Raw genomic sequence first — 18,825 nt, 5'->3', positions numbered from 1 at the left:
TTGACAATCATTATCATTCAACATAATTTGTCGCTCGATGTGTAGGACGGCCCCGTCCCCCAGGCGTCCCACTAACCTATTGGCAGCAAGGTGATTTCCATGACGGAACAAGTATCCACAAGCAGGTGCGATTCACCGCTACTTCAGGCATTCGTCGACAATCGACTGATTCTGGTCAAGATTGCAGCCCGCATTACCGGCTGCCGGTCACGCGCCGAAGATGTGGTGCAGGATGCGTTCTTCCGACTGCAATCGGCGCCGCCGATCACGTCGTCGATCAAGGCCCAACTGAGTTATCTGTTCCAGATCGTGCGCAATCTGGCGATCGATCACTACCGTAAACAGGCGCTGGAGCAGAAGTACGCCGGCCCCGAGGAGGAAGGGTTGAACGTGGTCATTCAGGGCGCTTCGCCGGAAACCTCGCACATCAACTTCTCGACCCTGGAACACATCGCCGACGCACTGACCGAGTTGCCGGTCCGCACCCGCTATGCATTCGAGATGTACCGTCTGCACGGCGTGCCGCAGAAGGACATCGCCAAGGAACTCGGTGTGTCGCCGACGCTGGTCAACTTCATGATTCGTGATGCGCTGGTGCACTGCCGCAAGGTATCCGGCAGCCGCGCCGATGCCATGTCCGCAAACCGTCGCTGATAAAAATCGGCCAAAAAAAAGATCGCAGCCTTTGTCGAAAGGCAGCGATCTTTTTTGTTTTCAGGGAAATGTCACACCAGCGTGCAGCGGTCGAAAAACCGCTCGCGACCAAGGATCATCAGCGCCGCGCGCTTGTGCGGGAAGTCGAACTCCTTGTCGCAATGGAAGCACTGATTGTGCATATGGCCGATCATCTTCGCGTTGTCGGCACGAGGTTCGGCCACCACTCGCTGAGTGCGCGGATCATCCAGGAACAGGTAGTGCACCAGCGCCGACAGCCAGCTCGCCACCTTGTGCGGGCCGCGATGGTCTTCTTCCCCGACCAGCATGTGGATGCCGCGATCGTAATTGTCGGCATCGTAGAACGGCGCGATGCGGTCCTCCTTGGCCCAGTAAGCTTCGAAATAGGCAAACGGCTGATCATCGAAACAACCGATCAGGGTCAGGGTGTGCGGATCGGCGTCAAGCTTGCTCAGGTACTCGCGATGCTGTTCGAGGCTGCCCTCTTCCTGCCAGAAACTGGCGACTCGCGGACTGTTCTGCCAGCGATTGAAACGCGCAAGATCCTGCTCGATTTCCACCGTTCGCAGTGAAATCCAGGCACCGAGACGCGCATCGAAACGCCGGTAAACCTCACCACGCGGCTTCACCGGTCGCAGCGGATGACGCTTGCCGTTACTGATGACCATCTGCTGCGGATAACTGCCCGTCAGCGAATTGCCCAGCCACGGTTGCGGCAGTTGCCAGAACAACGTGCGCTCGCAGCGATATTCACCCGCCACTTCAGTGCCCACCAGCAAACCGCTGCGCAAGGCTTCGGTTGGCGCCTGATCCAGTTGCCAGATCAATTGCTGACACGCCGGATCACGAGCAAACAGCCAATAACAGGCCGCCCACAACGCCTGGCCTGGCGGCAGCGCGTAGCGTTCATCGATCTGGATCGGCCCCTGGCCTTCGCGATCAAGGCGCAGGCGAATCAGCGGTTGCCCGTCCAGGCTCAGGCTCAGACGGCTTTCGGTGGCATCGGCTACCAGTTGGCTGCCCGAAGGCAGGGCCAGGGCAGTCAGGTCATTCAGATTGGACATGGGTCGGGCTCACGGTAATCGTCGACAGTTCAACGATGGGACGTGAGCCGGGGCGGGAAATTTAGGCCTAGCGCGAAAAACCGTCGGTCATTGATGCGGTACCGGCACCACCGCAATCTTGTACGGATCGAAGATCTTCAGCATCTGCCCGTTGTCGCGCAGGCCCTGCAGCAGCTTGCCGAACGCTTCGCCGGTGATCGGCGCCTTCGGACTGAGAATCGCGTAGTGGTGGTAGATCTGGTCGATACGCTGGGACACCAGCAACTCGTCGCGCACTTTTTCGTTGCGCAGCAGGTAATCGAACAAATACGAGCGAGTGACCAGGGCAATGTCTGCGCGCCCGCGCAAGACCATCAGCAGGTTGCTGTCGTGGGAATAGGTCAGCGTGGCGCTGTAGGCCTCCGCGAGATATTTGGGATCGGCGTTGAAGTTGGCGAACTCATAGTGATAGCCGCTGTACAGCGCCAGCCGTTTTCCCTTGAGATCGGCGAAGTAATTCTGCTGGCGTCCGGGCTTGTTCTGCGCGACGAAAATCTCCGCGTCCTCCAGGCCCATGTCGACGGTGGCGTGGGGAATGTCTTTCCAGCCCCACTCCGGGTTTTCGAAGATCGCCATGTCGGTGCGACCATCCTTGAAATCGCCGAACCGGCGAGGAATCGAGGTGGGCACCAGCTCGAAACGATAGTCGCTCTGGGCGCCGTTCAACGCCGCGACCAGTTCCGGCAGCAGGCCGGTGTCGGCGCCGTTTTCCGGGCGAATGGTGTAGGGCGGAAAATGCGCCGCGCCCACCCGAACCACTTGCGCCGCCGGAGCAGGCAATACCCATAATGCAGCCAGCGCTGCGAGCATCAGCCCGGCGGCCGTCCGAATTGGCGAAGACTTCAAAACACCCCACTCCCCGAAAAAGTACCGATCATTGCATTCAAGCTAGGCGGTTTCGCCCAGTTAGCCAGTTTCCCGGCCCGATAGAAAGCGCCTAGCGCTCTTCGAGTACCAGAATCAGCGCTTCTTCAGCCAGTTGATCCAGGCTCAGGCTGCCGCCGGCGCGGAACCAGGTGGTGGTCCAGGACAATGCGCCCGTGAGAAAACGTCGGGTAATGAACACGTCGCCACGGATGAAACCTGCCTCTTTGGCCTCGCCCAGCACTTGCAGCCAGAGGTCTTCGTAAATGTCGCGCAGCGCCAGCACTTTGGCCTGACCGTCTTCGGACAACGAGCGCCATTCATACACCAGCACCGCCATCGCTTCGCCGCTGCCGCCCATGATCGACTGCAATTCGCAGCGGATCAGCGCCAGCACCCGCTCGCGCACATCGGCGGCGTCAGCCAGGGCTGCGCGCATCAGCGCAGTGTTGTAGCGGATGGTTTCTTCCATCACCGCCCGCAGGATTTCATCCTTGCTCTTGAAGTGATGAAAGATGCTGCCGGACTGAATCCCCACGGCACCGGCCAGATCGCGCACCGTGGTCCGCTCATAGCCTTTGTTGCGGAACAGGTGGGCCGCCACTTGCAGCAGTTTGCCGCGAGCGCTGTCCGGATCGGTCAGCTGGCCGGCATCGACCAGTTCACGCATGACCCTCAGGGCTTTTTGCTCGTCCACCCGTTCTCTCCTACAGTCGATCAGTCAAATGCGTCGTACCCCGCAGAAACGGCGGGGTTGCGCGGGCAATTTAAGCCGCCGGCGGTGACCAAGCAAGCGCTTGGGCAGAAGATAATTTCGCCTGTTTACAAACCAAGCGCTTGCTTGGTAGCCTCGATGCACTTCTGTCACAGGTTCCTGAGTCGGAGATCAAAATGCCCACCACGGTTCGCATCGGATGCGCCAGCGCATTCTGGGGAGACACCTCGACCGCCGCCGCACAGCTTGTGGCCGGAGGACAGCTGGATTATCTGGTCTTCGACTATCTGGCCGAAATAACCATGTCGATCATGGCTGGCGCGCGCATGAAGGACCCGCAGGCGGGATTTGCCGGCGATTTCATCGAAGTCCTCGCGCCTCTGTTGCCGCAACTGGCCGAGCAGAAAATCCGCGTCATCAGCAATGCCGGCGGGGTCAATCCAAAGGCCTGCGCCGCCGCGCTGCAAGTGGCCTGCGACAAGGCCGGCGTGGCGCTGAAAATCGCCGTGCTGTCGGGCGATGACCTGCAACCGCACTTCAAACAACTCGCCTCCCAAGGCATTACGGAAATGTTCAGCGGCGCCCCGCTGCCGCCGATGTGCGTGTCGACCAACGCCTACCTCGGCGCGCCGGGCATCGTCGAAGCGCTGCGTCTGGGGGCCGACATCGTGATCACCGGCCGGGTGGTCGACAGCGCAGTGGTCAGCGCTGCGCTGGTGCATGAATTTGGCTGGTCATGGCACGACTACGACAAACTCGCGCAAGCCGCCCTGGCCGGGCACATCATCGAATGTGGCGCGCAATGCACCGGCGGCAATTTCACCGATTGGCGCGATGTGCCGGATTACGAGCACATCGGTTTCCCGATCGTCGAAGTCAGCGCCGACGGCCAGTTCATCGTCAGCAAACCCGAGGGCTCCGGCGGGCTGGTCACCCCCCTGACCGTAGGCGAACAGATGCTCTACGAAATCGGCAATCCGCAGGCCTATCTGTTGCCCGACGTGGTCTGCGATTTCAGCCAGGTCAAACTCCAGCAACAGGGCAAAAACGCCGTGCGGGTACACGGTGCCAAAGGCCTGCCGCCCAGCGACCAATACAAGGTCAGTGCAACGTATCCGGACGGTTTCCGGTGTACCGCCAGTTGCTTGATAGCCGGGATTGACGCGGTGGAAAAAGCCCGACGCGTCAGCCAGGCGATCCTCGACAAAACCTCGGAAATGCTCGACCACAAAGGCCTCGGGCCATACACCGAAACCCACGTCGAACTGCTTGGCAGCGAAGCCACCTACGGCCCTCACGGTCAGCGCCGGGACAGTCGCGAAGTGGTGATCAGACTCGCCGTGCGCCACCCGAACAAACAAGCGCTGATCCTGTTCTCCCGAGAAATCGCCCAGGCCGCGACCGGCATGGCGCCGGGGCTGACCGGCATCGTCGGCGGACGGCCGACGGTGTATCCGCTGATCCGGCTGTTCTCCTTCCTGATCGACAAAAGCGCCTGCACATTGCAGATCGACATCGCCGGCGAATCTCACCCGTTCGCCCTGCCCGCCCCCGCCACCCTCGACAGCCAGGATCTGCCACTGCCCCACGAAACGCCCAAACCCCAGGGCCGCGCCGATGCGAGCGTGCCGTTGGTCAAACTGGCGGTCGCGCGCTCCGGCGACAAGGGCAATCACAGCAACATTGGCGTCATGCCACGTCGTCCCGAATACCTGCCGTGGATCGCCGAAGCACTGACCCCGGCGGTGGTCGTCGACTGGATGAGCCATGTCCTCGACCCGATTCACGGTCGGGTCGAACGCTGGTATCTGCCCGGCACCCACAGCCTCAACTTCCTGCTGGAAAATGCCCTTGGTGGCGGCGGCGTGGCGAGTTTGCGCATCGACCCGCAAGGCAAGGCCTTCGCCCAACAACTACTGGAAATCCAGATCCCGGTGCCGCAGAGCATCGCCGAACAGTTCGACTAGAGGATTGGCACCATGGCGTATGAATCGATTTTCAGGGCCGATCTGTTCAGCGGCCAGACCGTCATCGTCACCGGGGGCGGCAGTGGCATCGGGCGTTGTACCGCCCACGAACTGGCAGCGCTCGGGGCCAACGTGGTGCTGGTCGGACGCAAGCCGGAAAAGCTGCAAACCGTCGCCGCTGAAATTGCCGAGGATGGCGGGCGCGCCCACTGGCAGGTCTGCGATATCCGTGACGAAGAGGCGGTGAAGGCGCTGGTCAGCGAGCTGATCCGCGAGCACGGCCCGATCCACGGACTGGTCAACAATGCCGGCGGCCAGTACCCGTCGCCACTGGCCTCGATCAATCAGAAGGGTTTCGAAACCGTGCTGCGGACCAACTTGGTTGGCGGTTTCCTGATGGCCCGGGAAGTGTTCAACCAGTCGATGAGCAAACACGGCGGCAGCATCGTCAACATGCTCGCCGACATGTGGGGCGGCATGCCCGGCATGGGCCACTCGGGCGCTGCGCGTTCGGGCATGGACAACTTCACCAAGACGGCGGCGTTCGAATGGGGTTATGCCGGTGTTCGGGTGAATGCGGTGGCGCCGGGCTGGATCGCTTCCAGCGGCATGGACACTTACGAAGGCGCGTTCAAAGCCGTGATCCCGACCTTGCGCGAACACGTGCCGCTCAAGCGCATCGGCACCGAATCGGAGGTCAGCGCAGCGATCGTGTTTCTGCTCAGCCCGGCAGCCGCGTTCATCAGCGGCAGCACCTTGCGCATCGATGGCGCGGCCAGCCTGGGCAGTCGCGCCTGGCCGTTGCACAAGGCGTCCCACAGCGAACCCTTCAATGGTTTTCACCGGGCCTGCATGCCCGACGTTTTGAAGGACAAGGAGTAAGCCATGCCGCAGATCCAGTCCCGGCTCGACCCGCACAGCGAAGCCTTTGCCCGCAACCGCGCAGCGATGCTCGCCGCCATCGAGCAAGTCCGGCAACTCGAACAGAACCTGCTGAACAAGGCCGCCGAAGCCAAACCGAAATTCGACAAACGCGGACAATTGCTGCCCCGCGAACGCCTGAATCTGTTGCTCGACCCCGGCGCGCCATTCCTCGAACTGGCGAGCCTGGCCGGCTACAAACTGCACGACGACAAGGACGGCAGCTCGGCCGGTGGCGGCTTGATCGCCGGCATTGGTTACGTGTCCGGCGTGCGCGCCTTGATCGTGGCGAACAACAGCGCGATCAAGGGCGGGACGATTTCCCCGTCGGGCCTGAAGAAATCCCTGCGCCTGCAACAGATCGCCCAGGAAAACAAACTGCCGGTCATCACCCTCGCCGAAAGCGGCGGCGCCAACCTCAATTACGCGGCGGAAATTTTCGTCGAAGGCGCACGCAGCTTTGCCAATCAGGCGCGGATGTCGGCCATGGGTTTGCCGCAGATCACCGTAGTACACGGTTCGGCCACCGCTGGCGGCGCCTATCAGCCGGGGTTGTCGGATTACGTGGTGGTGGTGCGCGGCAAGGCCAAGCTGTTTCTTGCCGGCCCGCCGTTGCTTAAAGCAGCGACCGGTGAAGTCGCCACCGACGAAGAACTGGGTGGCGCCGAGATGCACGCACAAGTCGCCGGCACCGCCGAATACCTGGCCGAAAACGATGCCGATGGCGTGCGTCAGGTGCGGGAAATCGTCAGCCTGCTGAACTGGAACGAGCAAATGCCGTGGCTGCCCGAACCGCAATTCAAGGAGCCGCTGTATCCCATCGACGAACTGCTCGGGCTGATCCCGGACGACCCGAAAAAACCTTACGACGTGCGCGAAATCATTGCGCGGATCGCCGATGAGTCGCGCTTCCTGGAGTTCAAGGGCGAGTTCGATCAGCAGACCGTTTGCGGCCACCTGAAAATTCACGGCCGCGCCTGCGGTTTCATCGGCAACAACGGCCCGATCACGCCCAACGGCGCGAGCAAGGCGGCGCAGTTCATTCAACTGTGCGACCAGAGCCAGACGCCGCTGCTGTTTTTCCACAACACCACCGGGTTCATGGTCGGCACCGAATCGGAACAGCACGGCGTGATCAAGCATGGCTCGAAATTGATCCAGGCCGTGGCCAATGCGCGGGTGCCGAAACTGACGATCGTGGTCGGCGGCTCCTACGGCGCGGGCAACTACGCGATGTGCGGACGCGGGCTCGATCCGCGCTTCATCTTCGCCTGGCCCAACAGCCGCACCGCCGTGATGGGCGGCGCTCAGGCCGGCAAGGTGCTGCGCATCGTCACCGAAGCCAAGCAGTTGAAGGACGGCCTGGTGCCCGACCCGAAAATGCTCGACATGCTGGAGCAGGTCACCGCGCAGAAACTCGACAGCCAGTCCACCGCCCTCTACGGCAGCGCCAACCTGTGGGACGACGGGCTGATCGATCCGCGTGACACCCGCACCCTGCTCGGCTATCTGCTGGACATCTGCCACGAAGCCGACATCCGCACGTTGCAACCCAACAGCTTCGGCGTCAGCCGGTTCTGATCGCCACGGATTAAAGGAGAACAATAAAAATGATCTTCACCCCGGAACACGAAGCCCTGCGCCGCACCGTCCGCCAATTCGTCGAGCACGAGATCAACCCGCACGTCGATGAATGGGAAAAGGCCGGGCGCTTTCCGATCCACGAGATTTTCCGCAAGGCCGGCGACCTCGGTCTGCTGGGGATTTCCAAACCGGAAAAATTCGGCGGCATGGGCCTGGATTACAGCTATTCGATCGTCGCCGCCGAAGAGTTCGGCACCATCCACTGTGGCGGCATTCCAATGTCGATTGGCGTGCAGACCGACATGTGCACTCCCGCCCTCGCCCGCTTCGGTTCCGATGAATTGCGCGAAGAGTTTCTGCGCCCGGCGATCACCGGCGAGCAGGTCGGCTGCATCGGCGTCTCGGAAGTCGGTGCCGGCTCCGATGTCGCCGGGCTCAAGACCACCGCGCGCAAGGACGGCGACGACTATGTGATCAACGGCAGCAAGATGTGGATCACCAACTCGCCCAGCGCCGACTTCATCTGCCTGCTGGCCAACACCTCGGACGACAAGCCGCACGTCAACAAATCGCTGATCATGGTGCCGATGAACACGCCGGGCATCAGCCTCAGTTCACACCTCGACAAGCTCGGCATGCGCAGCTCGGAAACCGCCCAGGTGTTTTTTGACAACGTGCGCGTGCCCCAGCGCAACCGCATCGGCCACGAAGGCGCCGGGTTCATGATGCAGATGCTGCAGTTCCAGGAGGAACGTCTGTTCGGCGCGGCCAACATGATCAAAGGCCTGGAATATTGCGTCGACAGCACCATCGAGTACTGCAAGGAACGCAAGACCTTCGGCAACGCGCTGATCGACAACCAGGTGATCCACTTCCGCCTCGCCGAATTGCAGACCGAAATCGAATGCCTGCGGGCGCTGGTCTATCAGGCCACCGAGCAATACGTGAAAGGTCAGGACGTCACCCGACTGGCGTCGATGGCCAAGCTCAAGGCCGGGCGTCTCGGCCGCGAAGTCAGTGACAGTTGCCTGCAATACTGGGGCGGCATGGGCTTCATGTGGGACAACCCGGTGGCCCGTGCCTATCGCGACGTGCGACTGGTGTCGATTGGCGGCGGCGCCGACGAAATCATGCTGGGCATCATCTGCAAACTGATGGGCATCCTGCCGGGGAAAAAGAAATGAGCGCCCTGCCCGATTGCCAGACGCTGCTGCTGGAACGGCACAACGGCGTATTGCACATCACCCTCAATCGCCCGGAATGCCGCAACGCCATGAGCCTGCAAATGGTCGCCGAGCTACGCGCAATTCTGGCCGCTGTGCGCGATGACCGTAGCGTGCGCGCCTTGGTGCTCAGCGGTGCCGGCGGGCATTTCTGCGCCGGTGGCGACATCAAGGACATGGCCAACGCCCGCGCCCAGGGCAGCGATGCCTATCGCGAGTTGAACCGAGCCTTCGGGTCATTGCTGGAAGAAGCACAGCACGCGCCGCAAGTGCTGATCACCGTGTTGCAGGGCGCTGTGCTCGGGGGCGGCTTCGGGCTGGCCTGTGTCAGCGATATCGCCATCGCCGATCATCAGGCGCAGTTCGGTTTGCCGGAAACCAGTCTTGGTCTGCTGCCGGCGCAGATCGCGCCGTTTGTGGTGCAGCGCATCGGTCTGACCGAAACCCGCCGCCTGGCCCTGACCGCCGCACGCTTCGACGGCCACCAGGCACGACGCCTGGGGCTGGTACATTTTGTCGAGCAGGATCCACAGGCGCTCGCCGAGCGGCTGGATGAAGTGCTCGACCATGTCCTCTGCTGCGCTCCCGAAGCGAATGCCGTGACGAAAAAACTGGTGCTGGCCAGTGCCGGCCAGCCGCCAAGTGAACTGCTGGATGAAGCGGCGCAGTGGTTCAGCGAAGCGGTGACCGGTGCCGAAGGGATCGAAGGCACGATGGCGTTTGTGCAAAAGCGCAAACCGAGGTGGGCTCCTTAAAAAACATCGCGGGCAAACCCCGCGATGAGGCCCTTCCATACACCGCCAACATTCAGGAAAAACCACCATGCCTGCCCTCCACAAGATCCTGATCGCCAACCGCGGTGAAATCGCCTGCCGCATCCAGCGCACCGCCCAGGCCCTTGGCTATCGCACGGTCGCCGTTTTCAGTGATGCCGACGCCGATGGACTGCACGTGCAGATGGCCGATCAAGCGGTGAACATCGGCCCGGCGCCGGTGCTGCAGTCCTACCTGAATATCCCGGCGATCCTCGACGCCGCCCGGCGCAGCGGTGCCGACGCCATACACCCGGGCTACGGCTTCCTCTCGGAAAATGCCGAATTCGCCCGCGCCTGCGAACAGGCCGGCCTGACCTTCATCGGCCCCAGCGTCGAAGCCATCGAACTGATGGGCAGCAAACGCCAGTCGAAAATCGCCATGCTCGCGGCCGGTGTGCCGTGCATCGCCGGCTATCAAGGTGCGGATCAGGACGACGCGACCCTGACCCGTGAAGCCGAGCGCATCGGTTACCCGCTGATGATCAAGGCCAGCGCCGGCGGTGGCGGACGCGGCATGCGGCTGGTGCACAGCGCCGAAGAGCTGCCGGCGCAATTGCGCACAGCACGCTCGGAAGCCTTGAACGGATTCGGCAGCGATGAACTGATCCTCGAACAGGCGCTGATCGAACCGCGCCATGTCGAAGTGCAGCTGTTCGGCGATCACCACGGCAATCTGATCTACCTCGGCGAGCGCGACTGCTCGATTCAGCGCCGCCACCAGAAAGTCATCGAAGAAGCGCCGTGCCCGGTGATGACCGAAGAACTGCGTCAGGCGATGGGCGAAGCGGCGCTCAAGGCCGGGCGTGCGGTGAACTATGTGGGCGCTGGCACCGTGGAATTTCTGCTCGATGCCCGAGGCCAGTTCTACTTTCTGGAAATGAATACCCGGCTGCAGGTCGAGCACCCGGTGACCGAACTGATTACCGGATTGGATCTGGTGGCGTGGCAACTGTCAGTCGCCGAAGGTCAGCCGCTGCCGCTGACCCAGGCGCAGGTGAAACTCGATGGCCACGCGATGGAAGTGCGCCTCTACGCCGAAGATCCGGCCCAGGGTTTTCTGCCGCAGACCGGGCGTGTCGAAGCCTGGGCGCCGGCGCTGGATCGCGGTGCGCGGATCGATCACGGCCTGATCGAAGGGCAGTCGATCTCACCTTTCTACGACCCGATGCTCGGCAAACTGATCGCCCACGGGGCCTCCCGTGAAGAGGCGCGGCGCAAACTGTTGTGCGCAGTTCAGGACAGCGTGTTGCTGGGCGTGCAGAGCAATCAGCGGCTGCTGGCCAGCCTGTTGCAGCATCCGCAGTTCATCAGTGGGGAGTTCGGCACCGGGTTCATTGCGCAGCACTTTGCCGACCACGACTGCCTACGCGCCTGTTTGCCCAGTGCCGAAGTGCTGGCCGTGGCGACGGTGCTGTTTTACCTGTGCGCCGCACAGCAACACCGCGCCCCGTTGTCGGGATGGCGCAACAACGCCAGTGCGCCGTTGCTCTATCGCATCGGCCTCGACGCCCGCGACTGGAACGTGAAACTTCGCACCCATTCAAATAATGCGTTTGAAGTGCAGGTCGCAGAACGTGTCATCGAACTCAGACTCGTCGAACACACTGCCGGAGCCGTGACGCTGGAGATCGATGGCCTGCGCCAGCGTCATGCCTATCGCCTGCACGACGAGCAGCTCTGGCTGTTCACCCACCCCGGCAGCCTGCATCTGGTGGATCGAACTCATGCGGTGATCGACAGTCAGACCAGCGTCAGTTCCGGCACGTTGAAAGCCCCGATGGATGGCGCCATCATCGAAGTGCTCGTCAGCGAAGGCAGCCCGGTCAGCAAGGGCCAACTGCTGGTGGTGCTGGAGGCGATGAAAATGGAGCACCCGCTCAAGGCCGGCATCGACGGCGTGCTCAAGCGGGTGCAGGTCAAGGTCGGCGATCAGGTAAAAAATCGTCAGGTTCTGTTGCAGGTCGAGTAGTCGCCGCGCGCATCCGCAAGGTTTGACTACGCTCTGAATAATCAGGACGCGGAAATCAGGAAACCTGCGATGCCCCATTGGCTGGTTATAGATCTGGAAGCCACCACCGATGAGGGTGGCTGGCCGGTTACGGAAATGGAGATCATCGAGATCGGCGCGACCCTGGTGGATCGCGCCGGTCGCGAGCAGGATCACTTTCAGCGCTTCGTCAAACCGACGCGGCGCCCCTTGTTGACGCCGTTTTGCCGCGAACTCACGCACATCACCCAGGCCAACATCGATGCGGCGCAGCCGTTGAGCGACGTCTGGCCGGCGTTCGAGCGTTGGCTTGGCCAGCATCGGACTCGCCTTGAAGGCTGGGCCAGTTGGGGCGATTACGACCGCAAGCAGTTGCTTCAGGAATGGCAGCGGCTGCAACTCGACAGTGCCCTGAGCCGGGTGCCGCACATGAACCTCAAACAGCGCTTCGCCAAGGCCCGACGCCTCGAGCGGCCGCTGGGGCTCAATGGCGCGTTGCAACTGGCGGGCATGCAGTTCACCGGTCAGCAGCATCGAGCGCTGGAAGATGCGCGCAATACCGCCCGCTTATTGCCGTTGGTGCTGCCGCTCTAGCGCAGGTGACGGCGCCATAAGCCTTGTGCATACTGGCCGACCCTTTTTGACCCTTTTAAGCCCTTTTCGAGAGGAATCGCCCATGTTTAAAGTCAACGAGTACTTCGACGGCACCGTCAAGTCGATCGCTTTCGGCACTGCTGAAGGCCCTGCGACCATCGGCGTCATGGCCCCGGGCGAATACGAATTTGGCACCAGCCAGCGTGAAATCATGCACGTTGTCTCGGGCGCACTGACCGTCAAGCTGCCGGACAGCGCCGATTGGGAGACCTTCGCCGCGGGCAGCCAGTTCAACGTGCCAGCCAACAGCAAGTTCCAGCTGAAGGTGGCCGTCGACACCGCTTACTTGTGCGAATACCGCGGCTGAAACACCGGTTTCCTGCGCTCATGAAAAATGCCCGTGTCGAAGGACACGGGCATTTTTCGTTTCCGGCGGGTTATTCGAGGATTTCCACCGGCATGCCGACTTCAAGCCGGCCGTTGCTGTCGTTGACCAGGTTCTGGCCGAACATCGCGCCGTCGGCCTGGGCACGGGTCTTCTGCAGGGTCGCCAGTGGTTCGCGGTCTGCGCTGCGCTCACCGGTCTGCGGATCGATGGTGGTGAGAATGCATCGCGAGCAGGACTTGACCACGCGGAACTCGACCTCACCGATACGAATCCGCTTCCAGCCGTCCTCGGCGTAGGCGTCACTGCCTTCGATCACCAGATTCGGCCGGAACCGCAGCATTTCCAAAGGTCGCCCGACTTCCTGCGACAAGTGTTGCAGCGAGGCCTCGCCAATCAGCAGCAGCGGAAAGCCGTCGGCGAATGCCACTTGATCGTCGTCCTTGCCATAGCCGGCCTGCGTCGCACGGGCGCGCTCCAGCGGCACTTGCACCAGACGCGTCGGCTTGCCGATGAATTCGCTGACCCAGCGGGCCGCTTCCTCGCCGGCATCCGGTACGCGCAAGGTATCGCGCCAGATGGTTACGCCACGCAGGTCGTCGTCACCGCCGGGCAAGGCGACATCGATTGCCGAATGCCCCGGCGCGCTGAGCGTCAGGCCGCCAGTGGCATTCCATAGCGCCGACAGCTGGCTCATTTTCGCTTCGGCACGCTGGGTCAGGAACCGCCCGCTGGCCTCGTCCACCAGCATCCAGCGTCGGTCGCCCTCAAGCCCCAGTTTGTCCAGGCCGATCCTTTGCAGGACCTCGCCCTTTGCGGATTTCAACGGGTAACGATAAAGCGCGCTCAGACGCAGCATGGCCAGCTCCCTGGTGGGTCAAAAACGCCACCCTATACGAGCTTTGTCAGCGAATCAAAGGCTGACGCGGGGTCAGCCTCGAAAGGTTGATCAGGCCGGTACTTCGTCGAGCATCAGACGCTGGCGCACCACGTCGACCAGTTTGTCCGGCTGGAACTTGGAGAGGAAATTGTCGCAACCGACCTTCTTCACCATCGAATCGTTGAAACTGCCGGACAGCGAAGTGTGCAGCACCACATACAGGCCACGCAGGCGCGGGTCGTTGCGGATTTCGGTGGTCAGGCGATAGCCGTCCATCTCCGGCATTTCGGCGTCGGTGAACACCATCAGCAGTTTGTCGGTCATGTTCACCCCGGTGTCCGCCCAGGCCTTGAGCATGTTCAAGGCTTTAAGGCCGTCGCTGGCGATGTGCATCTTCACGCCCAACTGGCCGAGGGTGTCGCGCAATTGCGAGAGCGCCACGTTGGAGTCGTCCACCAGCAACACTTCGCGGCCACGGGCGCGTTCCAGCACCGGATCGTCCAGTTTGTCGCGAGAAACCTTGGCGTTGTACGGCACGATTTCGGCGAGGACCTTCTCGACGTCGATGATTTCCACCAATTGGTCGTCGACCTTGCTGATGGCGGTCAGGTAATGCTGTCGACCGGCACTGGTCGGCGGCGGCAGGATGGCTTCCCAGTTCATGTTGACGATGCGATCCACGCCACCGACGAGGAACGCCTGCACCGAACGGTTGTATTCGGTGACGATGATCGTGCTGTTCGGGCCCGGCACCAGCGGGCGCATGCCGATCGCCTGGGACAGGTCGATCACTGGCAGCGTCTGGCCACGCAGGTTGACCACACCGCAGACAAACGGGTGACGCTGGGGCATCAGGGTCAGCTTCGGCAGTTGCAGAACCTCCTGAACCTTGAACACGTTGATCGCGAACAATTGGCGTCCGGCCAGTCGAAACATGAGAATTTCCAGGCGATTCTCACCCACCAGTTGCGTGCGTTGGTCTACCGTGTCGAGAATGCCGGCCATCAATGACTCCTGGGCTTGTTCTGATGAATTCACTATTGGGGGTTATCGGCTGAATCTGGCGGATCTTGATCCCGTCACAAATCACCAACAAAATGCCACGAGCGGGCATTGATGTCACATTAACATCATGCTTTACTGGCCCGGTGAAATCATCTGCTACATTCTCTTCGGCGCGACCTCGGTTTGCGCGACAGGTTCCCGTGCCTAAGGGAATCCCCTAGTAACAATCAGGCCCAACCTGATGTTCGCGATATCCAATAGCCATTAATGTGACGCCATTCTCATTGCATGAACGGAGTCAGGCTATTGTGTGCGATCGCAGTTCAGTGGAAACACATCCTCTTGAAACCCCAGGTCCGTGCGGATGCACACCGGGGCGCGGTCTCGCGACGGTTCATGATCGTCGACACACACGGCATTCCCTCATCAGACATGACGTGGTGGAGATAAGCATGCCGAACGACCGTAGTGATTGGGCGCAGCGGTTCCCCGAATTCCTTGTCGAGGCCGAAACGCTCCTGGCCAAGTCTGAAGAATGCCTCAGCCACCTGCAGTTGATCAGCAATGACAAGGACGCCATCGACTGCATGCTCAGCACCCTCCTGAAGCTTGCGAACAAGGCCGATGCCCTGTCACTGGAGGCGGTGTCCGGATTTTCCCTGCACCTGCATGGCTTGCTCACCCAGGTACAGGATCACGTGGATTTGCATGCGCAGGCCCTGGAAGCACTGAAAGAGTGCTTCACCCTGATGGCCTGGCAACTGGAACTGGTTGACCCACGCACCGGCCAGCTTGCACTGGATGAAAGCGAACAGGCATCGCTCATAGAAGCCTTTGCCTGTCAGGTCGGACAGGCTCACTTCCAATTGCCGCTCAATGGCAAGCCGATGTCCCTCGTCACCTGGTCGGAGCACCAGGCGTAACGAGATACACCATGGGTTGTTCAGGCCCGTCAGTTCTCGCAGTCGTATGTCGCAATTGAATAGTTCATACCTGCCCGCGACCTCTTCCAATAAATAATTACGAGCGATGAATGCGGACTATCCTCTACGGATGTCAGGGTTTTCCTGTGTAAAAGAAAACTTGCGGCTGCATCGCTAATTATCGAGTCAGGTACTTCAACTTTTCCATAATGGAACCGTCGTCCAACATGGCCTGTTTCCTGACTCTTTGGACATATAGGGCAAACGCGACCAACGGTATGTTAAGTGGTATTATGCCGCCCGTTAGTTGTTTCAGTTAATGGCAATGTGACTTCAATGATCGGTCTCCAGCAAAGTTGGCGCTCAATTATCGATCACTGAACCGTCTTTGAAATCAACAACCTGAATGACAGTTTTCCAGACAGAGACCGCCAGCCCTTCTGACCGGTCTGCCCGCAGCGAACATCCATTGGCTCCATCCGCTATGTACGCCAGCCTCAAGTCAATCACCACATGGCCCCCCTCCCGAGAAAATGCCCGCAGGTTCACACTCCTGTTGTGCACGGCTTCGGCCTTGGGCAGCCTGTTGTGCTATGGCTTCTCTGCGCCGTTGCCGCTCGGCCTGCTGCTGATCAACGTGGCGGCTGCCGGCTGCGTCTGGACCCAACATCGTCTGTCGCGCAAATCCATCAAGTTCCAGCCTCAGGAACTGGCCGACCGTTTGCTGGAAGTCCAGGAAAACGAGCGCCATCGCCTGAGTCGTGAACTGCATGACGATATCGGCCAGTTGCTGACCGCCGCCAAGCTGCAAAGCGAATGGCTCAAGCGCCGCCTGCCCGCAGATATGCAGGAACACTGCTCGGTCCTTTGCGAGACCCTGGAAGAAACCCTCAACAAGGTTCGCGACGTCTCGGCCATTCTCAATCCGCGGCAGTTGACCAGCCTTGGCCTGGAAGCAAGCCTGCGGGCGCATTTGCTCAAGGTATTGGCCAATACTTCGGTGCACTGGAGTCTTGATTGCCAGCAGCGCCTGAATGGAATCCCCGAAGAAATGGCGGTCGCTGCCTTTCGCATCACTCAGGAAGCGGTCACCAACATCCTTCGCCATGCACAGGCCAAAAACCTGTTGATCCGCATACAACGCCTGCCGCAGGGCCTGACCCTGCTGATCAGCGATGATGGCCTGGGCTTTTCCCCGGCAGCGAATCCGGGGCGCGAAGGACAACGGGGCATGGCCGGAATGGCCGAACGGATCGAACAACTGGGCGGCACACTGAGCGTGACCAGCGAGCCGGGCAAAGGTACTCAAATCGAAGCACTATTCCCCTGGGCGCCCCGTGCACTCGAGCGGGCCAGTACGAATAAGGTTATGCGTTGACTTGTAACTTACTTCTGGTGGATGACCACTCGCTGATCAGGGCCGGCGTACGCGCCCTGGTGCTGGATATTCCCGGTTATGCGGTGATCGGCGAGGCCAATGACGGCTCGCAGCTGCTCGAGATGGTCGAGCAGCTGTCTCCCGATATCGTATTGCTGGACATTTCCATGAAGGAAACCGGCGGACTGGAAGCCCTCCAGCGGCTCAGACGCGTACGCCCGCACGCCAAAGTGCTGATCCTCTCGATGCACACCGACCCCGCGCTGATCATGCAGGCGCTGGAGTCCGGCGCTCACGGCTACCTGCTCAAGGACACCACGGCCACCGAGCTCGAACATGCACTGGAAGCACTGCGCAACAACGAGCGCTACTTGAGCCCAGCCATCGCCCACACCGTGATCAATCAGGCGCTGACACGCAACCTCAAGCAGCAACCGGAAGTCACCGAGTCGCACAACCTGACAGCACGCCAACTGGAAATCCTGCGTCTGATCGTACGCGGCAAGTCCACACGGGAAATCGCCAATGGTCTGGGCTTGAGCATCAAGACGGTCGAAACTCACCGCTCGCAGATCATGAAACGCCTGCAGATCTACGATGTGGCGGGCCTGGTGCTGTTTGCCGTGCGGGAACAGATCATCAGTCTGGACGACTGAGCCGGGTCGTTGTGCTCAACAGCGGCGAGTCCTTGGGCAAATGTACACGCAAGGCTGCGGGGCGCGCCGCAAACCGCAGACTGTCGCCCTCCAGTGGCTCACCGTCGAGATTGATGCAAAGCCCTTCGGCAACCTTGATTTCAACCCACGGCAAACGGGTGCGCACGAACATGTTGTCGATGCCGAACCCGTCGCTGAGCAGATTTTTCAGCGTACCGACCAATTCCTGCGGCGCCGGCAGAATGCTGATATCCAGAAGACCGTCATCCACCAGCGCTTCCGGGCACAACACATGCCCGCCACCGGCCTGGCGACCATTGCCGATCCCCAGCGCCAGCAGCTCGCCACGCCAATGAAAATCCGGCCCCTGCAACTCGCCGTAGGCGGCATGCAGTTCACTGAACCGCGATAAACCGGTAAACAGGTAAGCCGCGCCGCCCAGCACTTTTTTCAGATCTTCCGACGTGTTGGCCGTCACCTGACTGCCGAACCCGCCGGTGGCCATGTTCAGGAATATCTGCCCGCCGACTTCACCCAGATCGATGTCATGGGCGTGCGCCTCAAGCAATTCGAGCGCTTCGGCCGGTTCCAGGGGAATAGCGGCCGCACGGGAAAAATCATTGGCGGTTCCCAGCGGCAACAGCACCAGACTGGCCTTGCCTGGCTGCGCCGCCAGCGCTTCGGCGATATCACGCAGGGTGCCATCTCCACCACCGGCGATGATCTGACGGTATCCCGCCGCCAACGCCTCTTCCACCAGACGCTGGGCATCGCCGGCCTCCCAGGTCAGGCGCACGGCCAGTTCCCAGCCCTGTTTACGCTTGTTCTCGACAGCGGCACGAACCGCCTCGTTGAGTGCCTGCTTGCCATGCAGAATCAACAATGCCTTGCGTTCACTCATTACGGTCACTCCCGGAATTGAATCAGTACCGGACATCTTGACCCTCAACGCGGGTAAAAAAGTCGCACACCTTCCAATTAATTCCTGACGCTCGTCCTGCCCGTCCTACATATCGGTAATTTTTCGTACAGAACGTAAGGAATCGGCTCAATTGACCCGGCCAGGTCATTGGTACAACGTGTGTCGGCGTTAGAGATCTTCAATTCAATTACACAAGGATGTGCATGTAATGAGTGGATACAGTTTCAG

The 18,825-nt window shown here is 60.9% G+C and carries 18 protein-coding genes; 12 read left to right on the top strand and 6 right to left on the bottom strand.

The annotated features are described in order from the left end of the window. The first annotated feature begins 99 nt into the window (after positions 1–99). Positions 100–654, top strand: coding sequence for an RNA polymerase factor sigma-70 (locus tag CAF79_RS21065; RefSeq protein ID WP_085700118.1), 555 nt, complete (start codon positions 100–102; stop codon positions 652–654). 71 nt (positions 655–725) lie between these two features. Here the strand turns inward: CAF79_RS21065 and CAF79_RS21060 are convergent, their stop codons facing one another. The 3 genes from CAF79_RS21060 to CAF79_RS21050 form a co-directional block, all read right to left on the bottom strand. Continuing rightward, on the bottom strand, positions 726–1,739 hold the full coding sequence (locus tag CAF79_RS21060) for a GNAT family N-acetyltransferase (protein ID WP_085700117.1): 1,014 nt from the start codon (positions 1,737–1,739) through the stop codon (positions 726–728). Positions 1,740–1,826: 87 nt separating this feature from the next. Further along, entirely contained in the window at positions 1,827–2,624 is a 798-nt protein-coding gene (locus CAF79_RS21055; protein ID WP_085700116.1) for an ABC transporter substrate-binding protein, read from the bottom strand. 91 nt (positions 2,625–2,715) lie between these two features. Next, on the bottom strand, positions 2,716–3,339 hold the full coding sequence (locus tag CAF79_RS21050) for a TetR/AcrR family transcriptional regulator (RefSeq protein ID WP_007955773.1): 624 nt from the start codon (positions 3,337–3,339) through the stop codon (positions 2,716–2,718). A 194-nt stretch (positions 3,340–3,533) separates the two neighbouring features. Between CAF79_RS21050 and CAF79_RS21045 the strand changes: the two genes are divergently transcribed. The 8 genes from CAF79_RS21045 to CAF79_RS21010 all read left to right on the top strand — a co-directional run bounded on the left by CAF79_RS21045 (position 3,534) and on the right by CAF79_RS21010 (position 12,815). Beyond that, positions 3,534–5,324, top strand: coding sequence for an acyclic terpene utilization AtuA family protein (locus CAF79_RS21045; protein WP_085700115.1), 1,791 nt, complete (start codon positions 3,534–3,536; stop codon positions 5,322–5,324). A gap of 12 nt (positions 5,325–5,336) precedes the next feature. Then, complete coding sequence (locus CAF79_RS21040) at positions 5,337–6,206, top strand: SDR family oxidoreductase (protein WP_085700113.1); 870 nt, start codon at positions 5,337–5,339, stop codon at positions 6,204–6,206. A gap of 3 nt (positions 6,207–6,209) precedes the next feature. Then, entirely contained in the window at positions 6,210–7,826 is a 1,617-nt protein-coding gene (gene atuC / locus CAF79_RS21035; RefSeq protein WP_085700111.1) for a geranyl-CoA carboxylase subunit beta, read from the top strand. A gap of 29 nt (positions 7,827–7,855) precedes the next feature. Beyond that, positions 7,856–9,013, top strand: a complete 1,158-nt coding sequence (gene atuD / locus CAF79_RS21030) for a citronellyl-CoA dehydrogenase (RefSeq protein WP_085700109.1) — start codon at positions 7,856–7,858, stop codon at positions 9,011–9,013. Continuing rightward, a complete protein-coding gene (locus CAF79_RS21025) occupies positions 9,010–9,807 on the top strand; it encodes an enoyl-CoA hydratase/isomerase family protein (RefSeq protein WP_085700107.1) in 798 nt (265 codons plus the stop codon). Before atuD ends, CAF79_RS21025 begins: the two co-directional genes overlap by 4 nt. Positions 9,808–9,874: 67 nt before the next feature. After that, a complete protein-coding gene (locus CAF79_RS21020; RefSeq protein ID WP_085700105.1) occupies positions 9,875–11,836 on the top strand; it encodes an acetyl/propionyl/methylcrotonyl-CoA carboxylase subunit alpha in 1,962 nt (653 codons plus the stop codon). 69 nt (positions 11,837–11,905) lie between these two features. Further along, a complete protein-coding gene (locus tag CAF79_RS21015; protein ID WP_085700103.1) occupies positions 11,906–12,448 on the top strand; it encodes an exonuclease domain-containing protein in 543 nt (180 codons plus the stop codon). A gap of 82 nt (positions 12,449–12,530) precedes the next feature. Continuing rightward, positions 12,531–12,815, top strand: a complete 285-nt coding sequence (locus CAF79_RS21010) for a pyrimidine/purine nucleoside phosphorylase (protein ID WP_085700101.1) — start codon at positions 12,531–12,533, stop codon at positions 12,813–12,815. Positions 12,816–12,885: 70 nt separating this feature from the next. Here CAF79_RS21010 and CAF79_RS21005 read toward each other — a convergent pair whose 3' ends face one another. Both CAF79_RS21005 and CAF79_RS21000 read right to left on the bottom strand, forming a co-directional pair. Next, on the bottom strand, positions 12,886–13,692 hold the full coding sequence (locus tag CAF79_RS21005; RefSeq protein ID WP_085700099.1) for an MOSC domain-containing protein: 807 nt from the start codon (positions 13,690–13,692) through the stop codon (positions 12,886–12,888). A 90-nt stretch (positions 13,693–13,782) separates the two neighbouring features. Then, a complete protein-coding gene (locus CAF79_RS21000) occupies positions 13,783–14,718 on the bottom strand; it encodes a chemotaxis protein CheV (protein ID WP_003226705.1) in 936 nt (311 codons plus the stop codon). A 452-nt stretch (positions 14,719–15,170) separates the two neighbouring features. Between CAF79_RS21000 and CAF79_RS20995 the strand changes: the two genes are divergently transcribed. The 3 genes from CAF79_RS20995 (at position 15,171) to CAF79_RS20985 (ending at position 17,675) form a co-directional block, all read left to right on the top strand. Beyond that, positions 15,171–15,641, top strand: a complete 471-nt coding sequence (locus CAF79_RS20995; protein WP_085700097.1) for a hypothetical protein — start codon at positions 15,171–15,173, stop codon at positions 15,639–15,641. Between the two features lie 484 nt (positions 15,642–16,125). Then, positions 16,126–17,019, top strand: a complete 894-nt coding sequence (locus CAF79_RS20990) for a sensor histidine kinase (RefSeq protein WP_085700095.1) — start codon at positions 16,126–16,128, stop codon at positions 17,017–17,019. Beyond that, positions 17,016–17,675 (top strand): response regulator transcription factor, encoded by a 660-nt coding sequence (locus CAF79_RS20985; RefSeq protein WP_085683400.1) that lies wholly within the window; start codon positions 17,016–17,018, stop codon positions 17,673–17,675. Before CAF79_RS20990 ends, CAF79_RS20985 begins: the two co-directional genes overlap by 4 nt. Here CAF79_RS20985 and yegS read toward each other — a convergent pair. Then, complete coding sequence (gene yegS, locus CAF79_RS20980) at positions 17,659–18,576, bottom strand: lipid kinase YegS (protein WP_085700093.1); 918 nt, start codon at positions 18,574–18,576, stop codon at positions 17,659–17,661. The two genes, CAF79_RS20985 and yegS, sit on opposite strands and share 17 nt — an antisense overlap. Between the last annotated feature and the right edge of the window lie 249 nt (positions 18,577–18,825).

The sequence above is a fragment of the Pseudomonas sp. B26(2017) genome, assembly GCF_002113045.1.
Classification (GTDB): Bacteria; Pseudomonadota; Gammaproteobacteria; order Pseudomonadales; family Pseudomonadaceae; genus Aquipseudomonas.
Note: the sequence above shows the minus strand (reverse complement) of the source record. Positions and strands in the feature narration are given on the sequence as shown.

Bases quoted from the DNA above. Each gene is read 5' to 3' on its own strand.
- CAF79_RS21015 (WP_085700103.1), top strand. From the start codon at position 11,906: ATGCCCCATTGGCTGGTTATAGATCTGGAAGCCACCACCGATGAGGGT.
- CAF79_RS20995 (WP_085700097.1), top strand. From the start codon at position 15,171: ATGCCGAACGACCGTAGTGATTGGGCGCAGCGGTTCCCCGAATTCCTT.
- CAF79_RS21045 (WP_085700115.1), top strand. From the start codon at position 3,534: ATGCCCACCACGGTTCGCATCGGATGCGCCAGCGCATTCTGGGGAGAC.
- CAF79_RS21025 (WP_085700107.1), top strand. From the start codon at position 9,010: ATGAGCGCCCTGCCCGATTGCCAGACGCTGCTGCTGGAACGGCACAAC.
- yegS (WP_085700093.1), bottom strand. From the start codon at position 18,576: ATGAGTGAACGCAAGGCATTGTTGATTCTGCATGGCAAGCAGGCACTC.
- CAF79_RS20990 (WP_085700095.1), top strand. From the start codon at position 16,126: ATGTACGCCAGCCTCAAGTCAATCACCACATGGCCCCCCTCCCGAGAA.
- CAF79_RS21060 (WP_085700117.1), bottom strand. From the start codon at position 1,739: ATGTCCAATCTGAATGACCTGACTGCCCTGGCCCTGCCTTCGGGCAGC.
- CAF79_RS21005 (WP_085700099.1), bottom strand. From the start codon at position 13,692: ATGCTGCGTCTGAGCGCGCTTTATCGTTACCCGTTGAAATCCGCAAAG.
- atuD (WP_085700109.1), top strand. From the start codon at position 7,856: ATGATCTTCACCCCGGAACACGAAGCCCTGCGCCGCACCGTCCGCCAA.
- atuC (WP_085700111.1), top strand. From the start codon at position 6,210: ATGCCGCAGATCCAGTCCCGGCTCGACCCGCACAGCGAAGCCTTTGCC.
- CAF79_RS21020 (WP_085700105.1), top strand. From the start codon at position 9,875: ATGCCTGCCCTCCACAAGATCCTGATCGCCAACCGCGGTGAAATCGCC.
- CAF79_RS21065 (WP_085700118.1), top strand. From the start codon at position 100: ATGACGGAACAAGTATCCACAAGCAGGTGCGATTCACCGCTACTTCAG.
- CAF79_RS21010 (WP_085700101.1), top strand. From the start codon at position 12,531: ATGTTTAAAGTCAACGAGTACTTCGACGGCACCGTCAAGTCGATCGCT.
- CAF79_RS21040 (WP_085700113.1), top strand. From the start codon at position 5,337: ATGGCGTATGAATCGATTTTCAGGGCCGATCTGTTCAGCGGCCAGACC.
- CAF79_RS21000 (WP_003226705.1), bottom strand. From the start codon at position 14,718: ATGGCCGGCATTCTCGACACGGTAGACCAACGCACGCAACTGGTGGGT.